This window comes from Planktothrix sp. FACHB-1365 (genome assembly GCF_014697575.1).
Taxonomy (GTDB): Bacteria; Cyanobacteriota; Cyanobacteriia; order Cyanobacteriales; family Microcoleaceae; genus Planktothrix.
In genome coordinates this window covers 119,490-140,968 of the sequence record NZ_JACJSC010000011.1, presented here as the reverse complement: position 1 = coordinate 140,968, position 21,479 = coordinate 119,490, and the positions used below count along the sequence as shown (strand labels likewise).

General features: G+C 37.4%; 19 protein-coding genes and 1 pseudogene. 11 read left to right on the top strand and 9 right to left on the bottom strand.

Annotation, left to right across the window (positions count from 1 at the left end; translation table 11 throughout):
* Positions 1 to 43: 43 nt before the first annotated feature.
* A complete protein-coding gene (locus H6G57_RS14685) occupies positions 44 to 3,163 on the bottom strand; it encodes an adenylate/guanylate cyclase domain-containing protein (RefSeq protein WP_190519731.1) in 3,120 nt (1,039 codons plus the stop codon).
* A gap of 444 nt (positions 3,164 to 3,607) precedes the next feature.
* On the opposite strand from H6G57_RS14685, the gene H6G57_RS14680 reads away from it, so the two are divergent.
* Positions 3,608 to 3,946, top strand: coding sequence for a type II toxin-antitoxin system RelE/ParE family toxin (locus H6G57_RS14680; protein WP_199314304.1), 339 nt, complete (start codon positions 3,608 to 3,610; stop codon positions 3,944 to 3,946).
* Entirely contained in the window at positions 3,906 to 4,220 is a 315-nt protein-coding gene (locus H6G57_RS14675) for a HigA family addiction module antitoxin (RefSeq protein ID WP_190519730.1), read from the top strand. Before H6G57_RS14680 ends, H6G57_RS14675 begins: the two co-directional genes overlap by 41 nt.
* 37 nt (positions 4,221 to 4,257) lie before the next feature.
* Here H6G57_RS14675 and H6G57_RS14670 read toward each other — a convergent pair whose 3' ends face one another.
* The 6 genes and pseudogenes from H6G57_RS14670 to H6G57_RS14645 all read right to left on the bottom strand — a co-directional run bounded on the left by H6G57_RS14670 (position 4,258) and on the right by H6G57_RS14645 (position 11,567).
* Positions 4,258 to 4,833, bottom strand: coding sequence for a Uma2 family endonuclease (locus H6G57_RS14670; protein ID WP_190519728.1), 576 nt, complete (start codon positions 4,831 to 4,833; stop codon positions 4,258 to 4,260).
* Between the two features lie 56 nt (positions 4,834 to 4,889).
* Positions 4,890 to 5,306: pseudogene (locus H6G57_RS14665) on the bottom strand (Uma2 family endonuclease); the annotation flags it as partial.
* 126 nt (positions 5,307 to 5,432) lie between these two features.
* Complete coding sequence (locus tag H6G57_RS14660) at positions 5,433 to 6,008, bottom strand: Uma2 family endonuclease (protein WP_190519726.1); 576 nt, start codon at positions 6,006 to 6,008, stop codon at positions 5,433 to 5,435.
* 126 nt (positions 6,009 to 6,134) lie between these two features.
* Entirely contained in the window at positions 6,135 to 6,710 is a 576-nt protein-coding gene (locus tag H6G57_RS14655) for a Uma2 family endonuclease (RefSeq protein WP_190519725.1), read from the bottom strand.
* Between the two features lie 249 nt (positions 6,711 to 6,959).
* Positions 6,960 to 8,690 (bottom strand): DNA repair protein RecN, encoded by a 1,731-nt coding sequence (recN, locus tag H6G57_RS14650; protein WP_190519724.1) that lies wholly within the window; start codon positions 8,688 to 8,690, stop codon positions 6,960 to 6,962.
* Between the two features lie 51 nt (positions 8,691 to 8,741).
* Positions 8,742 to 11,567, bottom strand: coding sequence for a GAF domain-containing protein (locus tag H6G57_RS14645; protein ID WP_190519723.1), 2,826 nt, complete (start codon positions 11,565 to 11,567; stop codon positions 8,742 to 8,744).
* Positions 11,568 to 11,813: 246 nt separating this feature from the next.
* Here H6G57_RS14645 and H6G57_RS14640 point away from each other — a divergent pair, with 246 nt between their 5' ends.
* The 3 genes from H6G57_RS14640 (at position 11,814) to H6G57_RS14630 (ending at position 13,835) form a co-directional block, all read left to right on the top strand.
* On the top strand, positions 11,814 to 12,941 hold the full coding sequence (locus tag H6G57_RS14640; RefSeq protein ID WP_190519722.1) for a quinone-dependent dihydroorotate dehydrogenase: 1,128 nt from the start codon (positions 11,814 to 11,816) through the stop codon (positions 12,939 to 12,941).
* Between the two features lie 141 nt (positions 12,942 to 13,082).
* Positions 13,083 to 13,343 carry a hypothetical protein gene (locus H6G57_RS14635; protein WP_190519721.1) on the top strand — a complete coding sequence of 87 codons (261 nt, stop codon included), beginning with the start codon at positions 13,083 to 13,085 and terminating at the stop codon, positions 13,341 to 13,343.
* A 45-nt stretch (positions 13,344 to 13,388) separates the two neighbouring features.
* On the top strand, positions 13,389 to 13,835 hold the full coding sequence (locus H6G57_RS14630) for an HNH endonuclease (RefSeq protein WP_190519720.1): 447 nt from the start codon (positions 13,389 to 13,391) through the stop codon (positions 13,833 to 13,835).
* Between the two features lie 33 nt (positions 13,836 to 13,868).
* On the opposite strand, the gene H6G57_RS14625 is transcribed toward H6G57_RS14630, so the two are convergent.
* A complete protein-coding gene (locus H6G57_RS14625) occupies positions 13,869 to 15,236 on the bottom strand; it encodes an NB-ARC domain-containing protein (protein WP_190519719.1) in 1,368 nt (455 codons plus the stop codon).
* A 214-nt stretch (positions 15,237 to 15,450) separates the two neighbouring features.
* Here H6G57_RS14625 and H6G57_RS14620 point away from each other — a divergent pair, with 214 nt between their 5' ends.
* Complete coding sequence (locus H6G57_RS14620; RefSeq protein WP_190519717.1) at positions 15,451 to 15,903, top strand: hypothetical protein; 453 nt, start codon at positions 15,451 to 15,453, stop codon at positions 15,901 to 15,903.
* 115 nt (positions 15,904 to 16,018) lie between these two features.
* Here H6G57_RS14620 and H6G57_RS14615 read toward each other — a convergent pair whose 3' ends face one another.
* Positions 16,019 to 16,273 (bottom strand): hypothetical protein, encoded by a 255-nt coding sequence (locus H6G57_RS14615; RefSeq protein WP_190519715.1) that lies wholly within the window; start codon positions 16,271 to 16,273, stop codon positions 16,019 to 16,021.
* A 169-nt stretch (positions 16,274 to 16,442) separates the two neighbouring features.
* On the opposite strand from H6G57_RS14615, the gene H6G57_RS14610 reads away from it, so the two are divergent.
* The 5 genes from H6G57_RS14610 (at position 16,443) to H6G57_RS14590 (ending at position 21,417) form a co-directional block, all read left to right on the top strand.
* Positions 16,443 to 16,700, top strand: coding sequence for a hypothetical protein (locus H6G57_RS14610; protein WP_190519714.1), 258 nt, complete (start codon positions 16,443 to 16,445; stop codon positions 16,698 to 16,700).
* Between the two features lie 4 nt (positions 16,701 to 16,704).
* Complete coding sequence (locus H6G57_RS14605; RefSeq protein ID WP_190519712.1) at positions 16,705 to 17,040, top strand: type II toxin-antitoxin system RelE/ParE family toxin; 336 nt, start codon at positions 16,705 to 16,707, stop codon at positions 17,038 to 17,040.
* Positions 17,041 to 17,477: 437 nt separating this feature from the next.
* Positions 17,478 to 18,953, top strand: a complete 1,476-nt coding sequence (glgA, locus tag H6G57_RS14600; protein ID WP_190519710.1) for a glycogen synthase GlgA — start codon at positions 17,478 to 17,480, stop codon at positions 18,951 to 18,953.
* A gap of 345 nt (positions 18,954 to 19,298) precedes the next feature.
* The gene (locus H6G57_RS14595; protein ID WP_190519708.1) at positions 19,299 to 19,835 is read left to right on the top strand and encodes a hypothetical protein; all 537 of its coding nucleotides are present in this window, start codon (positions 19,299 to 19,301) and stop codon (positions 19,833 to 19,835) included.
* A gap of 355 nt (positions 19,836 to 20,190) precedes the next feature.
* Positions 20,191 to 21,417 (top strand): NAD(P)/FAD-dependent oxidoreductase, encoded by a 1,227-nt coding sequence (locus H6G57_RS14590; RefSeq protein WP_190519706.1) that lies wholly within the window; start codon positions 20,191 to 20,193, stop codon positions 21,415 to 21,417.
* Positions 21,418 to 21,479 lie beyond the last annotated feature (62 nt).

Here is a 21,479-nt window from a genome sequence, read left to right as displayed (position 1 = left end):
CAATCATTTTACCTTATAGAATCCCACCCTCGATTAACGGGTGCTATTTTTCGGTCAAATTCCAAACTCCATCCCAGGTTTCATCCGGGGGTTGAGTGGTTTCATAGAGAATACAGCGATCAACGTGTAATTTAGCCGCTTTATTCTTAGGATCAATTTCTAGTACCGTCAGAAATTCACGTTTGGCATTTCTCAACGATTCTTTAGCTTTAAGTGCAAATTTTCGTTTAGCTAAATCAATCATTTTTCGCAGTTTCGGTAAAGCCATCTCCGTTGCTTCATTTTCTAACATTTCTTGGGTATTAACATCCGTTGTAAACTGTTTCAGTTTAGCCATGAATAGTTTTTTGGTTTCACGGGGAGTTAATCCCTTAATTTTGTCCGGTAACACCCCTAAAGCTTCTTCGCTGGGCATTTGTTTAAATTCTTCTAAGGCTAACCGTTTGATTGTGTTTTCATCTAACATCTCGGTGAGTTTCTTCAAGGAATTTTTCACCAACATTTGTCCTAACAAATCTTTATCATCATAGGACAGTTTTTTCATCTGAGCTTCGGTGATTTCTTCGAGTTCTTCTAAGATCGGTACAATTTCCGCCGCCGTTAATTTTTCTGTTGCGGGTTTGAGATAATATTGCCGTCCTTGATGATAATGGTCGATGATACTTTGCTGTTTTTCAGAAATCGGTCGAACTAATTTACCTTCCCGAATTCCCACCAGTTCATAAATTCTCACGGGTTGACTTTTTCCTTTCACCGTGATGAAATCCAGTTCTCGAACAATCACCCGATCCGCATAATGAGTATAGGTATTCTCACTAATAATAATATCCGTGCCATATTGTTTACTGGTTCCTTCTAAACGAGACGCTAAGTTAACTCCATCCCCAATGGAGGTTAATTCCATCCGTTTACTCGACCCAATATTTCCTGATACGACTTCATCGGAATGCAGACCCATACCAATACTAATGGGCATTAACCCTTGGGCTACTCGACCTTCATTGTATTCCGCTAAACGGTAGCGCATTTCCACAGCCGCTTGCATGGCCATCCAGGGGTGATCTTCTAAGGGGGCTGGAGATCCAAACACAGCCATTAACGCATCCCCGATATATTTATCGAGGGTTCCTTTATACCCTAATACGGTGTCTACCATCTCCTCAAAATAGGAGTTGAGCATGGTAACAACTTCTTCCGCTTGTAGTTTTTCCGTTAAGGTGGTATAGCTGCGAATATCACTAAATAAAACCGTTACATCTTTGCGTTTTCCACCTAAGCCCGTATCGCCACTCGCTAACAGTTGTTCTGCCACTTCTGGGGTCATATAGCGATACATTAAGTTCTTAACTTCTTTCTCCCCACTAATATCTTCCATGACCACTAACGCCCCACTGACTTTTTCAGGGTTGTTAATATCGGACATGGAATTAATCGATAAATTAATACTCCGAGGTTCTTGAGAAGCACCGGATAATAGGGTTTGATCGGGATAATATTGTTGGCGATCTTTGGAATCTTTCGGGGCTAAAGCCACATCAAACCATTTTCCAAAATCTCCTTCTTTAATCTGAAGTAAATCCCGAACAGAACGCCCTTGAACGACATCTTCTTCCCGCAGTCCTAAGAGTTCCATTGCACATTCATTTGTGGCAATCATTTTGCCATCTTTATCGGTTGAAATCACGCCATTTGTAAGCGATCGCAAAATATCTTTTTGTCGTTGTTCCTGTTCTTTGACTTTTTGGAATAATTTAGCATTTTGCAGCGCGACCCCCGCTTGAATATTAAACGCCCGCATGAATTCTAAATCATCGTTATTAAAACTGGCTTTCCATTGTTCCGGGGCTTCTGGCCAATTAGTCGGATCATAAGCCGGAAAATCTCCTTGTTTTTTCTTATTAATTAACTGAGTCACACCAATCAGATGATCATCAGCATTATACACGGGCATACATAACATACTGCACGTCCGATATTTGGTTTTTTGGTCAGTTTGTTTAGAAGTTTCAGAGCGAGGATCGTTGTAAAGATCAAAGGGAATTAATAACGGAGCACCACTTTGGGCAACAATTCCAGCAAATCCAGCGTGTTGAGGAATACGAATTTCAACTAACTTACCCCCAATGGGAATTTTTGTCCAAAGTTCTCCTTTTTCTTCATCTAATAACCACAATGTACTGCGATCGGCATTCATTAATTCTTTTGCCTGATCCATAACATTTTTTAGGGTTTCTTCTAAGTCTAAACTGCTCTTACTTAGGGCATTGACCGCATTCATTAACGCGGCGGCGGCTCGTTGTCTAACGGTAGCAGCATAGAAGGAACGAGAAGATTCTAAAATCAGGCGAATGGAGGGAACAAATTCTTCAAATATTTTTTCATCATCGGCAGTAAACCCCTCAAAATCTATTTTTTCATCTAAGGGAAGTACCGGATTACAATTGAGTTTTAATTTGTTGAGTAACTGCACCACAGCCACCAGTCCATCCTCATCATTTAATAGAGGCATGACCAGCATCGTATAAGTCCGATATCCGTTTTTCTGATCCATTTTCTTGGCAGCAGCAGAACGGGGATCAGCGTAAAAATCGTAAGGAATATTAACAACAGATCGGGTTGTAGCGACTTCTCCGGCAATTCCGGCGGTTGAAGGAATCCGCAATTCTAGGGGTTTTCCTTCTGCTCCTCCGGCTACAATTGACCAGAGTTCATGTTTGTCTTCATCGACTAGCCAGATTGTGGTGCGATCTGCATTGAGCAATTCCCCTATTTTGATGGTAATTGATCGCAGCATTTCATTGAGAATTTCCTCAAACCCTTGGGCATCGAGCAGATTATTCAGCATCGATAGGGTTTGATTAACGGTTTTAAGTTTGTCCTCAACTTCTTTAACGACTTGAACAAAATTATCTTTGGTTAAAGGCGCTAAAAAAGAGGAGAAATTTCCACCCTGTTCCTTCGTAACAACTAAACCCCCGCCTTTATCCGATGAAGCAGGCGCTTGTTGAGGGGTTTCACCCCCTCTTGAAGTTTGGGGTTGATTGCCATTGCGATCGGTTGTGGATTCTTTAACAGCAGCTACATCAATCGTTACATCAACAACTTGTGCTGAAACAACGGTGGATTCTTCCGATACAGAATTGGTTGGGGATGCAGATTTCATAGTCATTTTAAATAAACCAGGGCTAAAACAATACCAAGGGAAAAGTTAATAAAAATTTAAGCTTTGAACTATCAAAAGAAAGTAAGACATACAGAAATACTATTTACCAGTTTACTTTGGATATAGACAACTTGCTCAATTTAATTTCATTTGGGGTGAATGGGGTTTGTGGGACTATTGTTGCATTTAGTATAGATTGCTGTCTGTGTTTTGTTGTACCAATTTTGAAAAAATAGGGCTAGAGGCAATCGGACTCACAGATTTAAGAGGATATCACGGATTTTAATCGGTCAGGACTTACCCAAACACGCTATATATAGTGTGCTTGCGTAGACCGTTGCGATCGCTATTCCTGTGAGTCGTTATTTTTAGGCGATCGCAGGTTGATTTTTTGCGAAATTGCGATATAAATGTTATGCTTGACGTAACGCATAACACTTGCCTATGCCTCAAAAATATAAAGACAAACGCACAGCCAAATTTGCTGCTGGCGATCGGGTCAAAGAATTTCAGGCATTTGAAAGACAAGCATATAAACGCCTAGAAATCCTAGAAGCCGCACCTAATAAAGAATCATTAAAGGCTTTGCCAAGTAATCGTTTTGAGGCACTAGGCGGAGATAGAAAAGGGCAGTACAGCACCGCATCAATGACAAATGGCGTATTTGTTTTGAGTGGACAGAAACAGAAAATCGCCCATTTAATATCGAAATTGTCGATTATCACTAAAGGAGAAAAAAACTATGGCAAGACCTGCAATTCACCCTGGCGAAATCTTATCTGATGAATTAAAAGAACTGGGAATTAGTGCATCAGAATTAGCGCGATCGCTCCATATACCCACAAATCGGATTACGCAAATTCTCAAAGGGCAAAGAGGTATTACTGCTGACACGGCATTACGTCTAGGACGATGGTTTGGCACGGGTGCAGAGCTATGGCTTAATTTGCAAAAAGCTTATGAGTTACGCCTAGCCGAAGAGTTAGCGGGAGAAGAAATTAAAAAGACGATTCAACCTCGTTCATCTATAAACAATCAGCCGTTAGTTCAAGTTTAGATAGATAAATTTTGGGTATAGGGAATGCGATCGCAATTTACCAAATCATCTCCAAATTTAACACAAAATCCTTTAAAACATCTTCCCCCGAAACCGTAGCAGGAGAATCTAAAAACTCAACCTCTTTTTCGGGTCTATAAATCTCTACTTGACAAGATTTACGATTAATTAATATACCCAAACGCAGACCATTATCTATATATTCCCTCATCTTTTCTTGTGTCGTCTTCAAACTATCACTAGGAGAAAGTAACTCAATCACAAAATCAGGACAAATAGGGGGAAACTTTTGTTTTTCCTCATCAGTTAAAGCATCCCATCTTTCTAACTTGATCCAAGACGCATCGGGAGAACGATCTGCACCATTAGGCAATTTAAAACAAGTCGAAGAATCAAAAACTATACCCTCCTTATTTTGCTCATTCCAAATCCAAACTTGAGCAGTAATACCCGCATTATGATTTCCCGTTTCTCCTCCCGTTGGTGGCATAATTATTAATTCTCCATTGGCATTTCTTTCAAATCTCAATTCCCGGTTATTTTGACATAGCTTGAAAAACTGGTCATCAGTCATTTTTATTACTGAATCTAAATTGACAGTTACAGCATTCATTGTCATATCCTCATTGAATGTTCGGGGAGAAATTTTAACTATCTCATATCCTATTCTATATATTCCTTCATCTTTTCCTGTGTGGTTTTCAAACTATCACTAGGAGAAAGTAACTCAATCACAAAATCAGGACAAATAGGGGGAAACTTTTGTTTTTCTTCATCAGTTAAAGCATCCCATCTTTCTAACTTGACCCAAGAAGCATCAGGAGAACGATCTGCACCATTAGGCAATTTAAAACAAGTGGAAGAATCAAAAACTATACCCTCCTTATTTTGCTCATTCCAAATCCAAACTTGAGCAGTAATACTCGCATTACGATTTCCCGTTTCTCCTCCCGTTGGTGGCATAATAATTAATTCTCCATTGGCATTTCTTTCAAATCTCAATTCCCGGTTATTTTGACATAGCTTGAAAAACTGGTCATCAGTCATTTTTATTACTGAATCTAAATTGACAGTTAAAGCATTCATAGTCCTATCCTCATTGAATGTTCGGGGAGAAATTTTAACGATCTCATATCCTATTCTATATTAACTGAATATTCCTTTTTGATCTTCGCGATCGCTGTTTGATTTTTTTGAAGTGGTGATCGCAATTTACCAAATCATCTCCAAATTTAACACAAAATCCTTTAAAACATCTTCCCCTGAAATCGTAGCAGGAGAATCTAAAACCTCAACCTCTTTTCCGGGTCTATAAATCTCTACTTGACGAGATTTACGATTAATTAATATACCCAAACCCACACCATTATCTATATATTCCTTCATCTTTTCCTGTGTCGTCTTCAAACTATCACTAGGAGAAAGTAACTCAATTACAAAATCAGGGCAAATAGGGGGAAACTTTTGTTTTTCCTCATCAGTTAAAGCATCCCATCTTTCTAACTTGATCCAAGAAGCATCGGGAGAACGATCTGCACCATTAGGCAATTTAAAACAAGTCGAAGAATCAAAAGCAATGCCAGTACCATCAGCATCAGTCCAATTAAATAATTGTTGATTTAGTCTACCATTACGATTTCCCGTTTCTCCTCCCGTTGGTGGCATAATTATTAACTCTCCATTTGCATTTCTCTCAAATCTCAATTCCCGGTTGTTTTGACAGAGTTGAAAAAACTGATCATCCGTCATTTCTATTAATGATTTCAAATTGACAGTTAAAGCATTCATAGTCCTATCCTCATTGAATGTTCGGGGAGAAATTTTAACGATCTCATATCCTATTCTATATTAACTGAATATTCCTTTTTGATCTTCGCGATCGCTGTTTGATTTTTTTGAAGTGGCGATCGCAATTTACCAAATCATCTCCAAATTTAACACAAAACCCTTTAAAACATCTTCCCCCGAAACCGTAGCAGGAGAATCTAAAACCTCAACCTCTTTTTCGGGTCTATAAATCTCTACTTGACGAGATTTACGATTAATTAATATACCCAAACCCACACCATTATCTATATATTCCTTCATCTTTTCCTGTGTCGTCTTCAAACTATCACTAGGAGAAAGTAACTCAATTACAAAATCAGGACAAATAGGGGGAAACTTTTGTTTTTCCTCATCAGTTAAAGCATCCCATCTTTCTAACTTGATCCAAGAAGCATCGGGAGAACGATCTGCACCATTAGGCAATTTAAAACAAGTCGAAGAATCAAAAGCAATGCCAGTACCATCAGCATCAGTCCAATTCATTATCTGTTGAGTGATTCTCGCATTTTTGTTTCCTGTTTCTCCTCCCGTTGGCGGCATAATTATTAGTTCTCCATTTGCATTTCTTTCAAATCTCAATTCTCGGTTGTTTTGACATAGCTGAAAAAACTGCTCATCCGTCATTTCTATTAATGATTTCAAATTAACAGTTAAAGCATTCATAGTCCTATCCTCATATATTATTATATGAAATCCCATTATGAACGCTACAGATGATCCCCCCCAACCCCCCTTAAAAAGGGGGGAGATGTGTAGCAAACATTTAAAGATTTCATATTAGTTAGCAATTAATAGCTTTATTTTGTCATAATTTTAGAGTTTTTGGTGTCAAAAGGATTCTGACAGCCTCTACTATGTTCGCAAATTAATTACTTTTATGGGTTATAGAAAAAGTTTACATCCCCTGCCTCCCTATTTCTTCATCAATGCAGCTTGACTCAAGAGGGACTCGGCGAAGGCGATCGCTTCTTGGGCCGATTCTCCACTGGCCAATTGAGCGAGTTCTTCCCGGCGTTGGGGGGAAGTCAGGGGAGTGACCCGAACAACGGTTCGAGTTTCAGGATCAGTCCCCTCGGAGTTGAGATCACAGTCCGTTTGAATGGTTTCTTTCGTGACTCGAAAATGATGATCTCCCATAGCAGCCACCAGAGGTTGATGGGTAACACAGAGGACTTGATGGCGTTGGCTGAGTTGGTGGAGTTTCTGAGCAATGGCGGTGGCTACTCGTCCCGATACTCCGACGTCAATTTCATCAAATATCAAGGTTCCTGACCCTGCAATTTGAGAAAAACAAGCTTTTAAGGCTAACAAAAACCGACTCATTTCCCCCCCAGATGCGATCGCTCCCAAGGGTTGGAGAGGTTCTCCGGGGTTCGGACTAAAGCAAAATCGAATCTGATCCGCTCCTGTTGCGGTTGGAGAAATCGGATGAAGTTCGACCTGGAATTTAACCATTTTCATCGCTAAAGGTTTCAATTCTTTAATTAAATGAGTTTCTAATTGATGGGCTGCTTTTTGACGTAGACTGGTCAACTGTTGACAGGTTTCTTTTAGGGTTTGCAGGGTGTGTTGATAAGCTTCTTCAAGAGCTTCAATAGATTGATCTTCATCTTCTAAGTCTTTTAATTCGGTTTGAATGCGTTGATAATATTCGATCACGTCTCCTAAATTTTGCCCATATTTTCGACAAATTTGTTTCAAATCTCGAATTCGATCTTCCACTTCTTCTAACCGTTGAGGATCGGATTCTAATTGTTCGCCATAACTGCCGATTTGTCGTCCAGCTTCAGTAATTTGAGCCACCGCTTCACTGACAATTTCTAAAATCGGTTGCAGTTGGGAATCATATTCAACTAAATCCGTTAATTTACCTTCAGCTTGGCTCAATAAATCGGCAGCCGCTAACCCACTTTCATTTTGATATAAAGCTTGATAAATTTGATAGCTTTGTTGCTGAAGTTCAACAATATGATTCAGCCGTTGATGTTCTATTTGTAATTGTTCTAATTCATCGGGTGTTGTTAAGGTTGCTGCATCTAATTCTCGAATTTGATAGGTTAATAAATCCAATCGTTGTAACCGTTGTTGTTCAAATTGACGACGCTTTTCTAAAGCATGGCTACAGGTTTGAGCTTGGGTATAGGCGAGGGAAACTTCTTTTCTAGCGTTGATTAAAGCTTGACCGCCATAGAGATCTAACCATTCCTGTTGAAGTTCCGGTTGACCTAATTGTAAGGTTTGTCCTTGGGCGGTAATTTCAATGAAGCGATCGCGGAGTTGATCAATTAATTTACGATTGACTAAGACTCCATTTACCCGTGATCGACTGCGAAGTTTATCCCCGGTAATCACCACTTCTCGACTACAAACAATTAAACTCCCATCCACTAAATCAATTTCTTGTTCTGTTAACCAATTAAGCCATTTTTTTTCAATCTCAAATGTTGCTTCTAATAAAGATCGAGTCGCTCCCGTCCGAATTGAACGGCGGTCTACTTTTCCCCCTAAAATGGCATCAACCGCATCTAAAATAATGGATTTCCCGGCTCCCGTTTCTCCGGTAAAAACATTCAAGCCTGTTCCTAAATCTAAATCTAAATGATCAATGAGAGCAAAGTTTTCGATTCGCAAGGAAAGCAACATATTAAAACACTAAAATAAACTAAACAAGCTCAAATAAATTTAAAATATCCTTCAACTTGAAGAAGATACGGGTAAAATAATCCGGGTGATCAAAGGTTGATTTTCTGATTTTTCTAGTAATAAGTCTCCCCCCATTTTTTCTAACATTTGTTGACAAATTAAAAGCTGTTGACCCGGAGAAGACGTTAACAGAGAGGGAGCTAGTAAATCGGGATGGGAACCCATTTTTAACTCAATAATCAGTTGCGGGTTAATTTTACCATAATCTGTAATAAAAAGCTCTAATTCATGATCAGTACAAAGGCGACTAACAACCTCAATCATGCCTCCAGGTTCAGAACGGTGACAGGTTGTTAATAGAACTTCATAACAAACCAGTTCTAGTTTAATCCGATCTCCAATGACATTAAAATTCCCCTCTTGTTTGACAATAAATTGGATTTGTTTATTGCGAATAATAGCATTTAATCGTTCCCGTACCCATCGTAATAAATTCGTAATTGGAACAATATCATGGTGATGATGAAGTCGCCATTGTTCTTGTTTAATTAAAGAACTCGTAGAAGCTAAAGCATTGCCCATCTGACGTAATAATTGTTGATAACGTAAATGGGAAAGTTGGGTTTTCTGAGGATCAGAACCTTGAAACGGAGAATTATTTAATTCGCTTAATTGTTTCAGTCCTCCGCCTACGGTTCGATATAATTCTTCTAAGCGCCGTTGTTTATACCAATTCAGCCATTGTAATTCTTCATGTTGGGTTTTTAACGTGTCTTGAATTCGTAAATAGCGCCGTGACCAAGCAAATTGCATGACTAACAAATTCAACATGGTTAAAGAGATATGAGATTCATCATGAATTTGCTCTGGATCAGCAATAATTAAAAGACCTGTCGGCTGATGATTCTTGGCTGTGCGAAGGGCAGTTACTAATATTTTATCAACGGAACTGGTAAACCATTGTCGAGTATAAGCTGATAATTCTTGTACAGGCCACCAAAATAATTCTTCCGTTGATAAAGCGTGTTGAATTAAAGGATCTTTAGCTACCGTAATTAATCGTTCTGTGTTGATTGATAGAGTTGCTTGACGCGCCACACAACTGACAATTTTAGCTTTTTTTGAACCTTCAATCCAGGTTAATAATACAACTAAAGGACTTTGTAATAATTGGGCTATATCTTGGGTAAATTGTTGTTCTATAGATGGTAATTGGTCGGTTTTTTGTAAGGTTAACCAACAATCCTCTAAAACTCGATTAAAATCTTCGTCAGATTGAATTTGTTGATTAAGTTGCCATTGATGTAAAATAACGCTCAATTGTTGGCCAACAATTTTAACTAATTCCTGCTCGGCTCGATCCCAAGTTCGAGGAGATTCATGACCAATTACTAATAATTCTTGGGGAACTTTTTGCTGTTGATTTTTTCCGGTTGTAATATAACCATTAACCGGACACAACATCAGCGATCGCACTCCAGCATCTCGAAGCTGAGTTCGCCAGGATTTTAATTTTTCATCTTCCTCATAATTTTCAACCACTAAGATTTCAGTTTGATTTTTAAAGCGTTGCAAATCTTGATAAGTAAGCGCATTTAAAGGGGAAGGAATAGCCGTTCGATTTAACGGATAATGTTGATAAAGAATCTTAAAGTCTTCGGTTTCCGGTTGATATTTAATTAATAAAAACCGCCCCGCATTTAATCGTTGACACAAAAGATTTGCTGTAGTTTTTAAAGAAAACTGCCAATCTTGATCATCTACAATTGCACGGGTAACTTTAGCTGTTAGGGATTGATCGAGTTCAATTTGTCGAATTTTGGCTTCCATTTCAGCTAAGGGTGCAGTTAAGGAAATCAAATGAGCAACCCCTCGCAAAAATTGTTTTTCATTTTCTTGCCAAATCCGAGGATGTTGTCCTTCAACGGCAATAAATCCTAACATTTCTTGGTTAAAAAGAATGGGAACAGCTAATAAAGATCGAGCGCGAATTTTCTCCATTAATCGTTCCGTTGTATCGGCTCTTAACGAACTATAAGACTCGCCAATAGAGACTAAATGATCGGAAATTAAAGCTTGATAAAATTCCCCTAAATCTTGTACCGTTACCCCAGAAGCAGCTTGTTTCATTAAACTGATACCGGGCATTTTTTGTTGATTACTCGCCCGTCGCCAAAAATACCGTCCTTCTCGATAGTACCAATAAACATTTGTGCGCGTAGGTTCAATAAATTCATGGGTGGTTTCTACGGCGACTTCTAAACAGCGATCTAAGGTATTCAGTGTTCTAAATTGAGTTAACAGTTTAAAAAAAGGTTGATCAGGTCGTTTGGTTTGTTGATACATCCAAGTGGTTTCAATTTGGAATAAAGAAGTGGCTAAGGTTCCTAATACCATTGAAATCAGTTCTTTTTCCATTGAACTCGGAGAAATTCCCCACTCACTTGATCCTAATAAAGCTACACCAAAACACCGATCTTTGTAGCGCATGGGAAATAAAATTGAGCCCTGAATATTAAAAGCTTGGGCTGCTTTTCGCCATTCCCCCGCACGGGTTTCTTCTCTTAAATCAGGAACAACCACAGGTCGCAATTCAATCACAACTTGTTCGAGTAAATCTCCCGGAGATAAAATAAATCTTTGTTTGAGTAACCAAGAATCTTCGGTGGGTATAATTCCTCCTTTTCCCAGGAGGCGATGATCTAAACGATCATATAAACCAATCCAAATTAAACTATAGTTAAACTCGGTTTTGATATAGTCTAAAGTGGTTTCGATTAAAACATCAACGTTATCTTCATCTTGTAGGGTCTGGAGGACACGCCCTAATGTCATGATGGGTTGATCTAATGCGATCGATTCTTCGGATAGACCCATAATAAACTCCCAAACCGTATACTTTAATTTAGGTTTAAAATTAAAAATTTAATGGAGATCTTCAACAAATGCAATGTTCTGGGATAAGGTAAAAAAATACTTTCCCCGTTGATCTGGTTTCTCATCCCATCTTACCCTTAGTCTTTCACGATTTTGCTCAAAAAATACATTAAATTAAAATTTGACAATCAGGACTTAGGAAACCCTTGAGTTTTAGCGTTCTGGACATAAGCAGAGGAGACGATCTTGGATATTTACCGTAGCACTGTTAGACCCCTTTTATTCTATGGATTAAAGCTTGACCCCGAATGGGCACATCATCGAGCTTTACAACTCTTGAGTTGGATTGACCAAAATCAGTCTCAGTCTCCGATAAATTGGGTAGAATCTCAACTTAGACCCTCATTTTGTTTACAAGATGTCCGTTTACAGCAGAAATTATGGGGTTTAACGTTTAATAACCCTGTCGGTTTAGCGGCGGGTTTCGATAAGGATGGGGTCGCGGCGGGAATTTGGCAAAGTTTGGGATTTGGATTTACAGAATTAGGGACTGTTACCCTCCATCCGCAACCGGGAAATCCGCAACCTCGATTATTTCGATTAGTTGAAGATCAAGCGGTCTTAAATCGCATGGGATTTAATAATCTAGGGGCGGAAATATTGGCGCAACGATTACAAGAAAAACGCCAACAACAATTGATGATTCCTATTGGAATTAATTTAGGAAAATCTAAAATTACTCCGTTAGAAGCCGCCGCAGAAGATTATTTAGGGAGTTTTAAATTGTTAAAGAATTATGGAGATTATTTTGTTGTGAATGTTTCTTCTCCTAATACCCCCGGATTGCGATCGCTTCAAGATGCTGAACAATTAAGTAAAATTATAGAGGGTTTGAAAATGGAAAATACAGACAATAAACCAATTTTTATTAAGATTGCACCGGATTTAGAATGGGATGCGATCGCCGATGTTGTTCATTTATCTCAAACTCATAAAATAGCCGGAATTATTGCGACGAATACTACCATAAAACGGGAGGGATTAAAAACTCAATGGCTACCCCAAACTGGAAGTTATATTACTGAAGAAGCGGGGGGAATTAGTGGCGCACCCCTGAAGAAACGGTCTACAGAAGTGATTCGTTGGATTTATCAAAATACCCAAGGACAGTTACCCATTATTGGCGTTGGGGGAATTTTTACCGCCGATGATGCTTGGGAAAAAATCACCGCAGGGGCTTGTTTAATTCAAGTGTATACGGGTTGGGTTTATGAAGGGCCAGGAATGGTAAAAAGAATATTAGAAGGACTCTTACAGAAATTAGATCAATATGGGTTAAAATCTATTTCTGAAGCTGTTGGTTTTAAACCTTAACGATAGATAGGGAATAGGGAATAGGGAACAGTAACAGGAAAGCTGAGATCCAATTATAGCATGGCATTAAAAGCCATGCTATAATAGGTTAAAAGAGTACAAAGTCAGATAGCTATTATATACTTGAATTCAGTTTAAATCATGCAAAATTTAACTTTACCCAAACTTGAAACTTTACCTGAAAATTTTTCCTTAGAAGGAATAATTAGCATTAGTTTAATAGAAGGAATTACTATCTTTCGTGCTTCTGAAAATATTCAAAGTAGAATTGAAACTTTACTTGAGAAACAAAAGCAAGCAGTATTAACTATCGAAGAAGAAAAAGAGTTAGATGCTTATGAAGAATTAGATGATTATTTAAGTTTAGTAAATCGGACAATTCGCAATCTTTACTGTATTTAAGTCAAATTTAGGGAGAAGTATTGACAGCTTTTAAATTATTAAAATATGAATAAAAATACTTCTGAAGAAGTTCGCAAACGAGCCAAATATTTATGTGAATATTGTCATGCTTCCGAAAAATGGCAATATGTTCAATTTACGATTGATCATATTATTCCCATTGAGCAAGGTGGCGCAAACTCTCTTGATAATTTGGCTTTAGCTTGTTTCCATTGTAACCGTAAAAAATCGAATAAAATTAAGGCTATTGATCCAGAATCAAATTCAGAAGTTTTTTTATTTAATCCCCGTTTACATACTTGGAAAGATCACTTTATTTGGTCGATAGATAAACTTTATATTATTGGCTTAACATCGATAGGACGTGCTACTGTACAATTATTAGAATTAAATAGAAATAGAATTATTGATATTCGTGCTGCTGATTTAATTGCAGAAAGACATCCACCCAAGGATGATCCAGTTTTAGCTGATGAAATATCGTTAGAATGATTATTAATTTTAAAATTTTTAGGGTTACATAAATTAGGGATTAATAGAATTTTTTTCTATTGTTCTCAGGTACTCTTGAAAAAGTAAAGACAAATTAAACAAAATTGGATCAGTTTTAATTTTACTAACTAAATACCGTTGCTGTAAAGATTGTAACCCATTAATTAAGTCTATTGAGGACAAATCTAAATGCTGTCTTAACTCTTCTCTGGATACAGGTTGATCAAATTTGCTCAATTCTACAACAATTTTCTGTTCAACGGGTGAAAGTCTGTTGAATAATTGGTTAAAGTGCGATCGCATTTCTTTCGTAATGACCAAACTATCCTCAGCTAAAAACTCAGCCACATTCCCATCAAAAACATCTTTAATTAAAACAGCAACATCTTTCAAATACATCGGATTTCCTTGATATTTTTCAATCAATTTCAAGCCGCTATCCTGATCTGTTTTTAATCCCATCCCTGACAAAATTTCCCCATTCTCTAAACCCGATAATTTTAAAGCTTTTATCGGATATAATTCCTCATCCAAACATTCCATTTCTGCACATTGTTCTTGACTGATTAAAATTAGATGACTTTGATGTTCTGTTTCTGTGATCAGTTTAAAAAAGTTTTGATAATCTTGATAAACACTTTGATATTGTCCAGAAAATTCACCCCTGGTAAAGATATGATGAACATCATCAAGAATAATCAAACATTTTTTATCCGTGAAAACATCAAATAATTGTTTTAAGTTGTCATCTCTAGTTACTTTTAATTCTTGCTTACAAGTATTCAATAAATCATCAATCAATAATTCTAAAAGTTTAGGATATTTTAAACTTTTCCAGATAATTACCTCAAATTCATCTAAATTCAAATCAACCCATCTTTTAACTAAAGTCGTTTTCCCTATTCCAGATAATCCTAAAACTGAAATTAAACGAATATTATTATCTAATATCAAACTCAAAAGGGTTTTAAGTTCTGATTTTCTATTATAAAAATTGATAATTTTAGGAGTTAAGGTTAAATCATAGTAAGGTGATTGAGATTTTATATTAGTTTCTCGATTATTAGTATTATGCTGATTAAAAGTCTGTGTACAAAAATGAAAATTATGATGATTTCCTAAACCAATAACTTGTGATGATTTAATATAAACTCTTTCTAATGTAGAACGAAAATTAGTTTTTTTAATATCTTCACCCAATGCTTGAGATAAAAGTTGCCATAATTCAGCCCCGACATCACTAGCATAATTTTTATTAACATGACACTCATGGGCAATATTATCATAAGTTTGTCTTTGCCAAGTTCCTTCAACTATAGCCCTTTGAACATCATCAAGGTGTTTTCCAGTTTGTTCAAAAACAACACGATCTACAAATTGTAACACTTCATTTACATCCATCGAATGTATATAGGATAAAGGTTTCGAGAATTATAGCTGATCTTGATCCCAATTTTTCCTAACTTTTCTGTGTTTTTGCTCAATATTTTGTAATAAAACTCCCGTGAAAATCCGTTTTTTTCCCCGGATTAATTTTTAAAGCAGACTTTAGAATAAAGGTATCTAAAACTAGAAGTAATTATGGCGTTCCTACTCGTTAGTGGGGAAGAAATCAATGAATAAAAAAGCCATCATTTTATTACTCAGTGGTGCTTTAGCATTAGGTGGGGCTGTTATTAAAGGAACCCAAAATGCTAATGCTAATCTACCCGAAACCCCTAGAATTAATGCTAATCATACAAGTATTATTCTCAAATGGAATAACCCTAGTATTATAGCACAGTCTGGGGATAGTCCCTGGAATCAGAGAATTGCCTCCCAAACTTACACTAATCCCGACACAGGCCAAGTTCTGTGTTTTTATTATGCGTCATCACGCTGGGCTCCATGTCCAAACCAAGGAGATGTAATTATTATACCTGAAAATGCAAAATGTCGTGGGCAAGGGAATGGATGGTCTGAGCCTAAGTGTCCAAAAGATCTATGTTTAATCAATAGTCAACCTTATTTTCCTCAGCCAGGAGAAGCACAACCACCGCCTAGTTTACCTTGTACTGGTTTACCTTAGCAATAAATCTTAAGAAACCGGGTTTCTATCGTTATCTTTGTTTCCTCACCGAGAGATAGCTTAAGAAACCCGGTTTCTGACCACCTATCATTAATTGAATTTCCATACGGGGTAATCATGGCTCACCTAATAAGGTATTCGCTAATATCTGATCATGGCTGATTGTTGTATCAGTATAACCGCTTCCTGGGACAGCAGGAGTAATATTAAATGTCTTTTTAACGTCATTCGTTAAAGAATTCGATGGGTTTATATCAGAATCGTTAGAAATAGTAATTTGTTGCATTAATTCTTGTAATAACCATTGTTTATCCTCAAGGGATAATTGATTGATTTTTTCGGCAAATTCACGAACTTCTAAAGAGGGCATAATAACTCACTATAAATATTGATAATTTTTTTCTATTATAGCATTATTTTATGATCTTATGGTATAATCCTATAATAGATAATTTTTCCTGATTTTTCTAAATCTGGACGTTAGCAATATGCTGACAGTTCCATCTCTACAATAAGATCATGATAAGAGGGTTAAACCTATGGCGATCGCACAAATTGAACATCTTATTCGTTATGTCACCAATGCCGATGGCGAAACAACCGATGTTCTTGTTCCTGTTGAACTTTGGCAACAACTTATGAATACAATCAACTCTGATCCTGTTAGTGGTTTAGCTTGGATTGATGAACAAGAACCAAAAGCCCAAATATTAGCTGACCTACAAGAATCTATGCAACTTGCCACAGCAGGACAAACCTTTCCAATATCACAACTTTGGGAAGATACCACTGTCTAAATTGATGATAGAAGTTCGCTTTACATTACCCTTCCTACGCCGTCTAAAAGCATTAACTAAACGTTATCGAAAAATTCAATCTGATATTCAGCCGATTATTGAGCAGCTACAGATTGGAAATTTTATCGGCGATCAACTCTCTGGTATAGACTTAGCTGTTTTTAAAGTTCGAGCCAAAAATAGTGATATTCCCACAGGCAAAAGTGGTGGCTATCGGGTGATCTATCAAGTTGTTTCACCTGAATTAATTTTGCTTCTGCTAATCTATGCAAAATCAGATCAGGCAGATGTTAGCCTAGACGAGATTAAAGATGCTATTAACAAAACTTATTTACCATAGATGTTAATAAATTTGTAATATTATAACATAATAAAGATGACTTGAGAAACAGGGTTTCTGACCCCTAACAAGAGCGTTAAGAAACCGGGTTTCTATCGTGATCTTTGTTTCCTCACCGAGAGATAGCTTAAGAAACCCGGTTTCTGACCACCACTCTACTGATTTACTCTTAAGAAACCGGGTTTCTGTCGTGATCTTTGTTTCCTCACCGAGAGATAGCTTAAGAAACCCGGTTTCTGACCACCACTCTACTGATTTACTCTTAAGAAACCCGATTTCTGTCGTGATCTTTGTACCTTCACCGAAAGAGAGCTTAACAAACCCGGTTTCTGGCCTGCAATCCCTCGAAAAAAATCATCCTTCAGGGGTTTACTATTGTAGCCAACCTGATTACTATGGGGGAGACAAAACATCACGGTTTGGAGTGAGGAAACAGGATGTACATCGTACAAATTGCCTCTGAATGTGCCCCAGTCATCAAAGCGGGAGGCTTAGGCGATGTTGTGTACGGACTCAGTAGGGAGTTAGAACTGCGGGGTCATACCATTGAGATTATATTGCCCAAGTACGACTGCATGAGGTATGACCAAATATGGGGACTTCATGAAGCCTATCAAGATTTATATGTACCTTGGTTTGATGGGGCGATACACTGCACTGTTTTTTGTGGTTGGGTTCATGGACGGTTATGCTTCTTTATTGAACCTCACTCCGAGGATCATTTCTTTGACCGAGGTTGTTATTATGGTTGTGTCGATGATTATCTGAGATTTGCCTTTTTTAGTAAAGCGGCATTAGAGTTTTTACTTAAATCTGGAAAACGTCCTGATATTCTCCATTGTCATGATTGGCAAACGGGTTTAATTCCAGTCATGTTGTATGAAATGTACAAATATCATGGCATGGAAAATATCCGAGTTTGTTATACCATCCATAACTTTAAACATCAAGGAATTGCTGGCACAAATATCCTTTGGGCTACGGGATTAAACCGAGAATCCTACTATTTTGAATATGACCGTTTACGCGATAATTTTAACCCCTTTGGCTTGAATTTTATGAAGGGGGGAATTGTTTACTCTAACTTTGTAACAACGGTTTCTCCTAACCATGCTTGGGAAGCCCATTATGGTGAATTTGGTTATGGGTTAGGACATACCCTAGAACTACATCAACATAAATTTGGTGGAGTATTAAATGGGATTGATTATGAAGTTTGGAACCCGGAAGTTGATCGATTTATTCCTGAACAATATACGCCAAAAACTTTAGAAGGAAAACAAAAGAATAAAAAAGCTTTACGGGAACGGTTATGGTTAAGTCATGAAGATAAACCCCTCATTTGTTATATTGGTCGCTTAGACGATCAAAAAGGGGTGCATCTGGTTCATCATGCCATTTATTATGCTCTGCATCGACAAGCTCAATTTGTGTTATTAGGATCGGCAACAGAAGCGAGTATTAACTCTTGGTTTTGGCATGAAAAGAACTTTTTAAATGATAACCCAGATTGTCATTTAGAACTAGGGTTTAATGAGGAATTATCCCATTTAATTTATGCAGCCGCCGATATTATTGTAGTTCCCAGTAATTATGAACCCTGCGGGTTAACTCAAATGATTGGGTTAAAATATGGGGCTGTTCCCGTTGTTCGCGCGGTTGGTGGTTTAGTAAATACCGTTTTTGATCGAGATTATGACGAATATCATACACCGGAAGAACGCAATGGTTATGTTTTCAATTACACCGATTTTCAAGCCTTAGAATCAGCAATGGATCGCGCTATTGGGCTTTGGAATTACTATCCTGATGAATTTGAAAAATTGAGAATTCAAGGCATGAATTATGACTATTCTTGGAACCAACCGGGAACGGATTATTTAGCCATTTACGAATTCATCCGGCACAAATAATGATGTAGGGGGGGGTTCAGTCAGGGTTTTTTAGAACCCTAAATAAAGATGATAACCCTCCCTTTTCTGCTAATGTTTTGTAAAAAAACTATTAATAATATTAAACGGTCGTTGATCAATCTATAGAAATGTAAAGTCAAATTTTCCAATTTTCCAAGTGTCTACTTCCTCATCAACCCATAACCCATCTGAAATCCTAACAAACTCAAGCAACATCAGGGTTTTCCCTTTTCCTAGACCCTGATAAAACCCCTTGAGCACTGTAGAACTTAGAATAGTAGCACTCATCGGTCAGAAAGCAATAAAACCCCTGCGTAGATTGAAATCAAAGCATTAGGAAAATGTATGATTTCAAGCCGAGTTCGCACCTTTTTAATTGCCACTATTTTTCCCTTCCTGATTAGTTTATTTATTCCCATGCCAGGAACAGCGCAAACACCCAGTAGTAATGGGAATACCGATGTATTTATCCTCAAAACTCAAGATGCGACCAATGATTTGTCTAATGTTTCGGTGATTTCTAATTTTGATTGGTTCCATGATGGAGATAAAATTGGTTTAACCGATGGCATTAGTGAAGATGATTTAGACTATACAGAATTGATGGATTTTGATCAGGATGGACGGTCAGATGATGCCGTTATTAAAATTAAATCCACTCAGGAAATTTTAGGGGTAGTTTTAAATGCTGATGATTTTGTTTTAGAAGGGGAATTTGTTGTGATTCCTTCCTTGGCAACTCAACCCATTGCTTGCTTACCTAAAGCCAATATAAGCACCTGTCAAGTTCCGGCTTTCAATGCTATTATATTGCCTTCTTCGTCCGGTGTCAATCGATTAGAAAGTCCTCAACAAAAAGCTGAAATCAGTCCTAAAAATTGAACCTTGCACATTGTTATAGACCTCTGTGCATCTACCCCAAAGCCTCAGATTAAATTAACCCTAATTTGTTAAACTAGAATAGCTCGTTAAAATTGAGATTTTATCCAGTTGACACTCCTCGCGAATCAAGCGACGAGGATTCTTAAAAGAGATTAACCCTTAAAGGCTGTGCCAAACAGCCTCTAAACTGTCCGATTAACTCATCCAGCTTACTTGTGTGTTTACTTAAGTGAGAAGCATTTTGACTTTCCGCTAAGGATATAATCATTATAGCGGGTAGGCGGTTAAAACCGCAAGCTCGTTTTTCCTCTCAGATCTAAAGATACTGAGTTCCCAAAAGTTGTTGGAGATTTTTATGGAATGTTTCGATGTTGTGGTCATTGGTGCGGGGCCAGCAGGAGGTCAATGTGCAAGACAACTCACCCAAGTCGGTCAACGGGTATTATTAATTGAACAACATGAAACTTTTTCTAAAAATGATTTTTCCAGTGCCGCTACGCCTTTAGAAACCTTGGAAAAATTCAATTTACCGGAAACTGTTATCGGGAGTTATTGGCAAAATTTAGTGATTGTTACAACGAATATTCATCAGAAATGGCAGTCTCCAACTCCTTTGGGGGCTGTTTTTGATTTTGCTAAATTACGGGAATTTTTAGCTACAGAAGTTAAAAGCCAAGGCGGGAAAGTTTGGATGGGATGTCGTTATCTTCGGTATATTAAAAATCATCAGAATACGATTGTTGAATTTAAAAAAAGGTCTACGGGAGAAATTATTCAGGTAGAAACGCAAATCTTAGTCGATGCTACAGGCCCAGCTAGGGCAGTCATGTATAATAAAAAAGAACCGCAACCGAATTATTTAACGGGGACAGGAATAGAATATTTAATTGAACTTTCAAAAATTGATTATCAACAGTATTCTCAAGATTTAATTTTCTTTTTAGGTCATCGGTGGATGCCAAGGGGGTATTCGTGGATTTTTCCGATGGCAAATAATCGCTTAAAAGTGGGTTCTGCTCAATTAAATCGTTCCCACATATGGGTAAATGAAACTCAAACGTTACGTTCCTATGTGGAGTTATTATTAACAGAGTATTTAGGGGGAATTTCCTATAAAGTCATTAACTATCATGGAGGAATGTTAAAATATTGTAGTGGGTTAGAAGATATTTATTATAATGATAATATTATTGCCATTGGGGATGCGGTTTCAATGGTGAATATGTTAGGAGGAGAAGGGATTCGTCATGGAATGCAAAATGCTAATATTGCTTGTGGATATATTCAAGATTATCTGATCGGAAAAATAACAGATTTTGCCGGATATCGTCAAGAAATTCGACAGAGCTATGCTAGAACTTGGAACTGGTCAGAACAAATGGGATTAAGTAAATATTTAAAATATAGTGATCAGTCTATTGATAAAGGGGTATCCTATCTCAAAGATTTATCTTTAGAAGATATGATGGCTATTTTATTTGATTATGATTTTAAACGATTATATAAAGCTGGGTTTAAATATTTGCGTTATAAAATTGTATCGATTTGGACAAGATTAAAACTTAAATTGAATTTAACCTAGTTAAATGTTATATAGCGCTACGCATTACGGTTAGGACATTTTTAAACCCTGAAACCCTTTCA

What these genes read in the sequence shown, in the direction of transcription:
- H6G57_RS14685 (WP_190519731.1), bottom strand. Translation starts at nt 3,163, where the DNA reads ATGAAATCTGCATCCCCAACCAATTCTGTATCGGAAGAATCCACCGTT.
- H6G57_RS14680 (WP_199314304.1), top strand. Translation starts at nt 3,608, where the DNA reads ATGCCTCAAAAATATAAAGACAAACGCACAGCCAAATTTGCTGCTGGC.
- H6G57_RS14675 (WP_190519730.1), top strand. Translation starts at nt 3,906, where the DNA reads ATGGCAAGACCTGCAATTCACCCTGGCGAAATCTTATCTGATGAATTA.
- H6G57_RS14670 (WP_190519728.1), bottom strand. Translation starts at nt 4,833, where the DNA reads ATGAATGCTGTAACTGTCAATTTAGATTCAGTAATAAAAATGACTGAT.
- H6G57_RS14660 (WP_190519726.1), bottom strand. Translation starts at nt 6,008, where the DNA reads ATGAATGCTTTAACTGTCAATTTGAAATCATTAATAGAAATGACGGAT.
- H6G57_RS14655 (WP_190519725.1), bottom strand. Translation starts at nt 6,710, where the DNA reads ATGAATGCTTTAACTGTTAATTTGAAATCATTAATAGAAATGACGGAT.
- recN (WP_190519724.1), bottom strand. Translation starts at nt 8,690, where the DNA reads ATGTTGCTTTCCTTGCGAATCGAAAACTTTGCTCTCATTGATCATTTA.
- H6G57_RS14645 (WP_190519723.1), bottom strand. Translation starts at nt 11,567, where the DNA reads ATGGGTCTATCCGAAGAATCGATCGCATTAGATCAACCCATCATGACA.
- H6G57_RS14635 (WP_190519721.1), top strand. Translation starts at nt 13,083, where the DNA reads ATGCAAAATTTAACTTTACCCAAACTTGAAACTTTACCTGAAAATTTT.
- H6G57_RS14630 (WP_190519720.1), top strand. Translation starts at nt 13,389, where the DNA reads ATGAATAAAAATACTTCTGAAGAAGTTCGCAAACGAGCCAAATATTTA.
- H6G57_RS14625 (WP_190519719.1), bottom strand. Translation starts at nt 15,236, where the DNA reads ATGGATGTAAATGAAGTGTTACAATTTGTAGATCGTGTTGTTTTTGAA.
- H6G57_RS14620 (WP_190519717.1), top strand. Translation starts at nt 15,451, where the DNA reads ATGAATAAAAAAGCCATCATTTTATTACTCAGTGGTGCTTTAGCATTA.
- H6G57_RS14615 (WP_190519715.1), bottom strand. Translation starts at nt 16,273, where the DNA reads ATGCCCTCTTTAGAAGTTCGTGAATTTGCCGAAAAAATCAATCAATTA.
- H6G57_RS14610 (WP_190519714.1), top strand. Translation starts at nt 16,443, where the DNA reads ATGGCGATCGCACAAATTGAACATCTTATTCGTTATGTCACCAATGCC.
- H6G57_RS14605 (WP_190519712.1), top strand. Translation starts at nt 16,705, where the DNA reads ATGATAGAAGTTCGCTTTACATTACCCTTCCTACGCCGTCTAAAAGCA.
- glgA (WP_190519710.1), top strand. Translation starts at nt 17,478, where the DNA reads ATGTACATCGTACAAATTGCCTCTGAATGTGCCCCAGTCATCAAAGCG.
- H6G57_RS14595 (WP_190519708.1), top strand. Translation starts at nt 19,299, where the DNA reads ATGATTTCAAGCCGAGTTCGCACCTTTTTAATTGCCACTATTTTTCCC.
- H6G57_RS14590 (WP_190519706.1), top strand. Translation starts at nt 20,191, where the DNA reads ATGGAATGTTTCGATGTTGTGGTCATTGGTGCGGGGCCAGCAGGAGGT.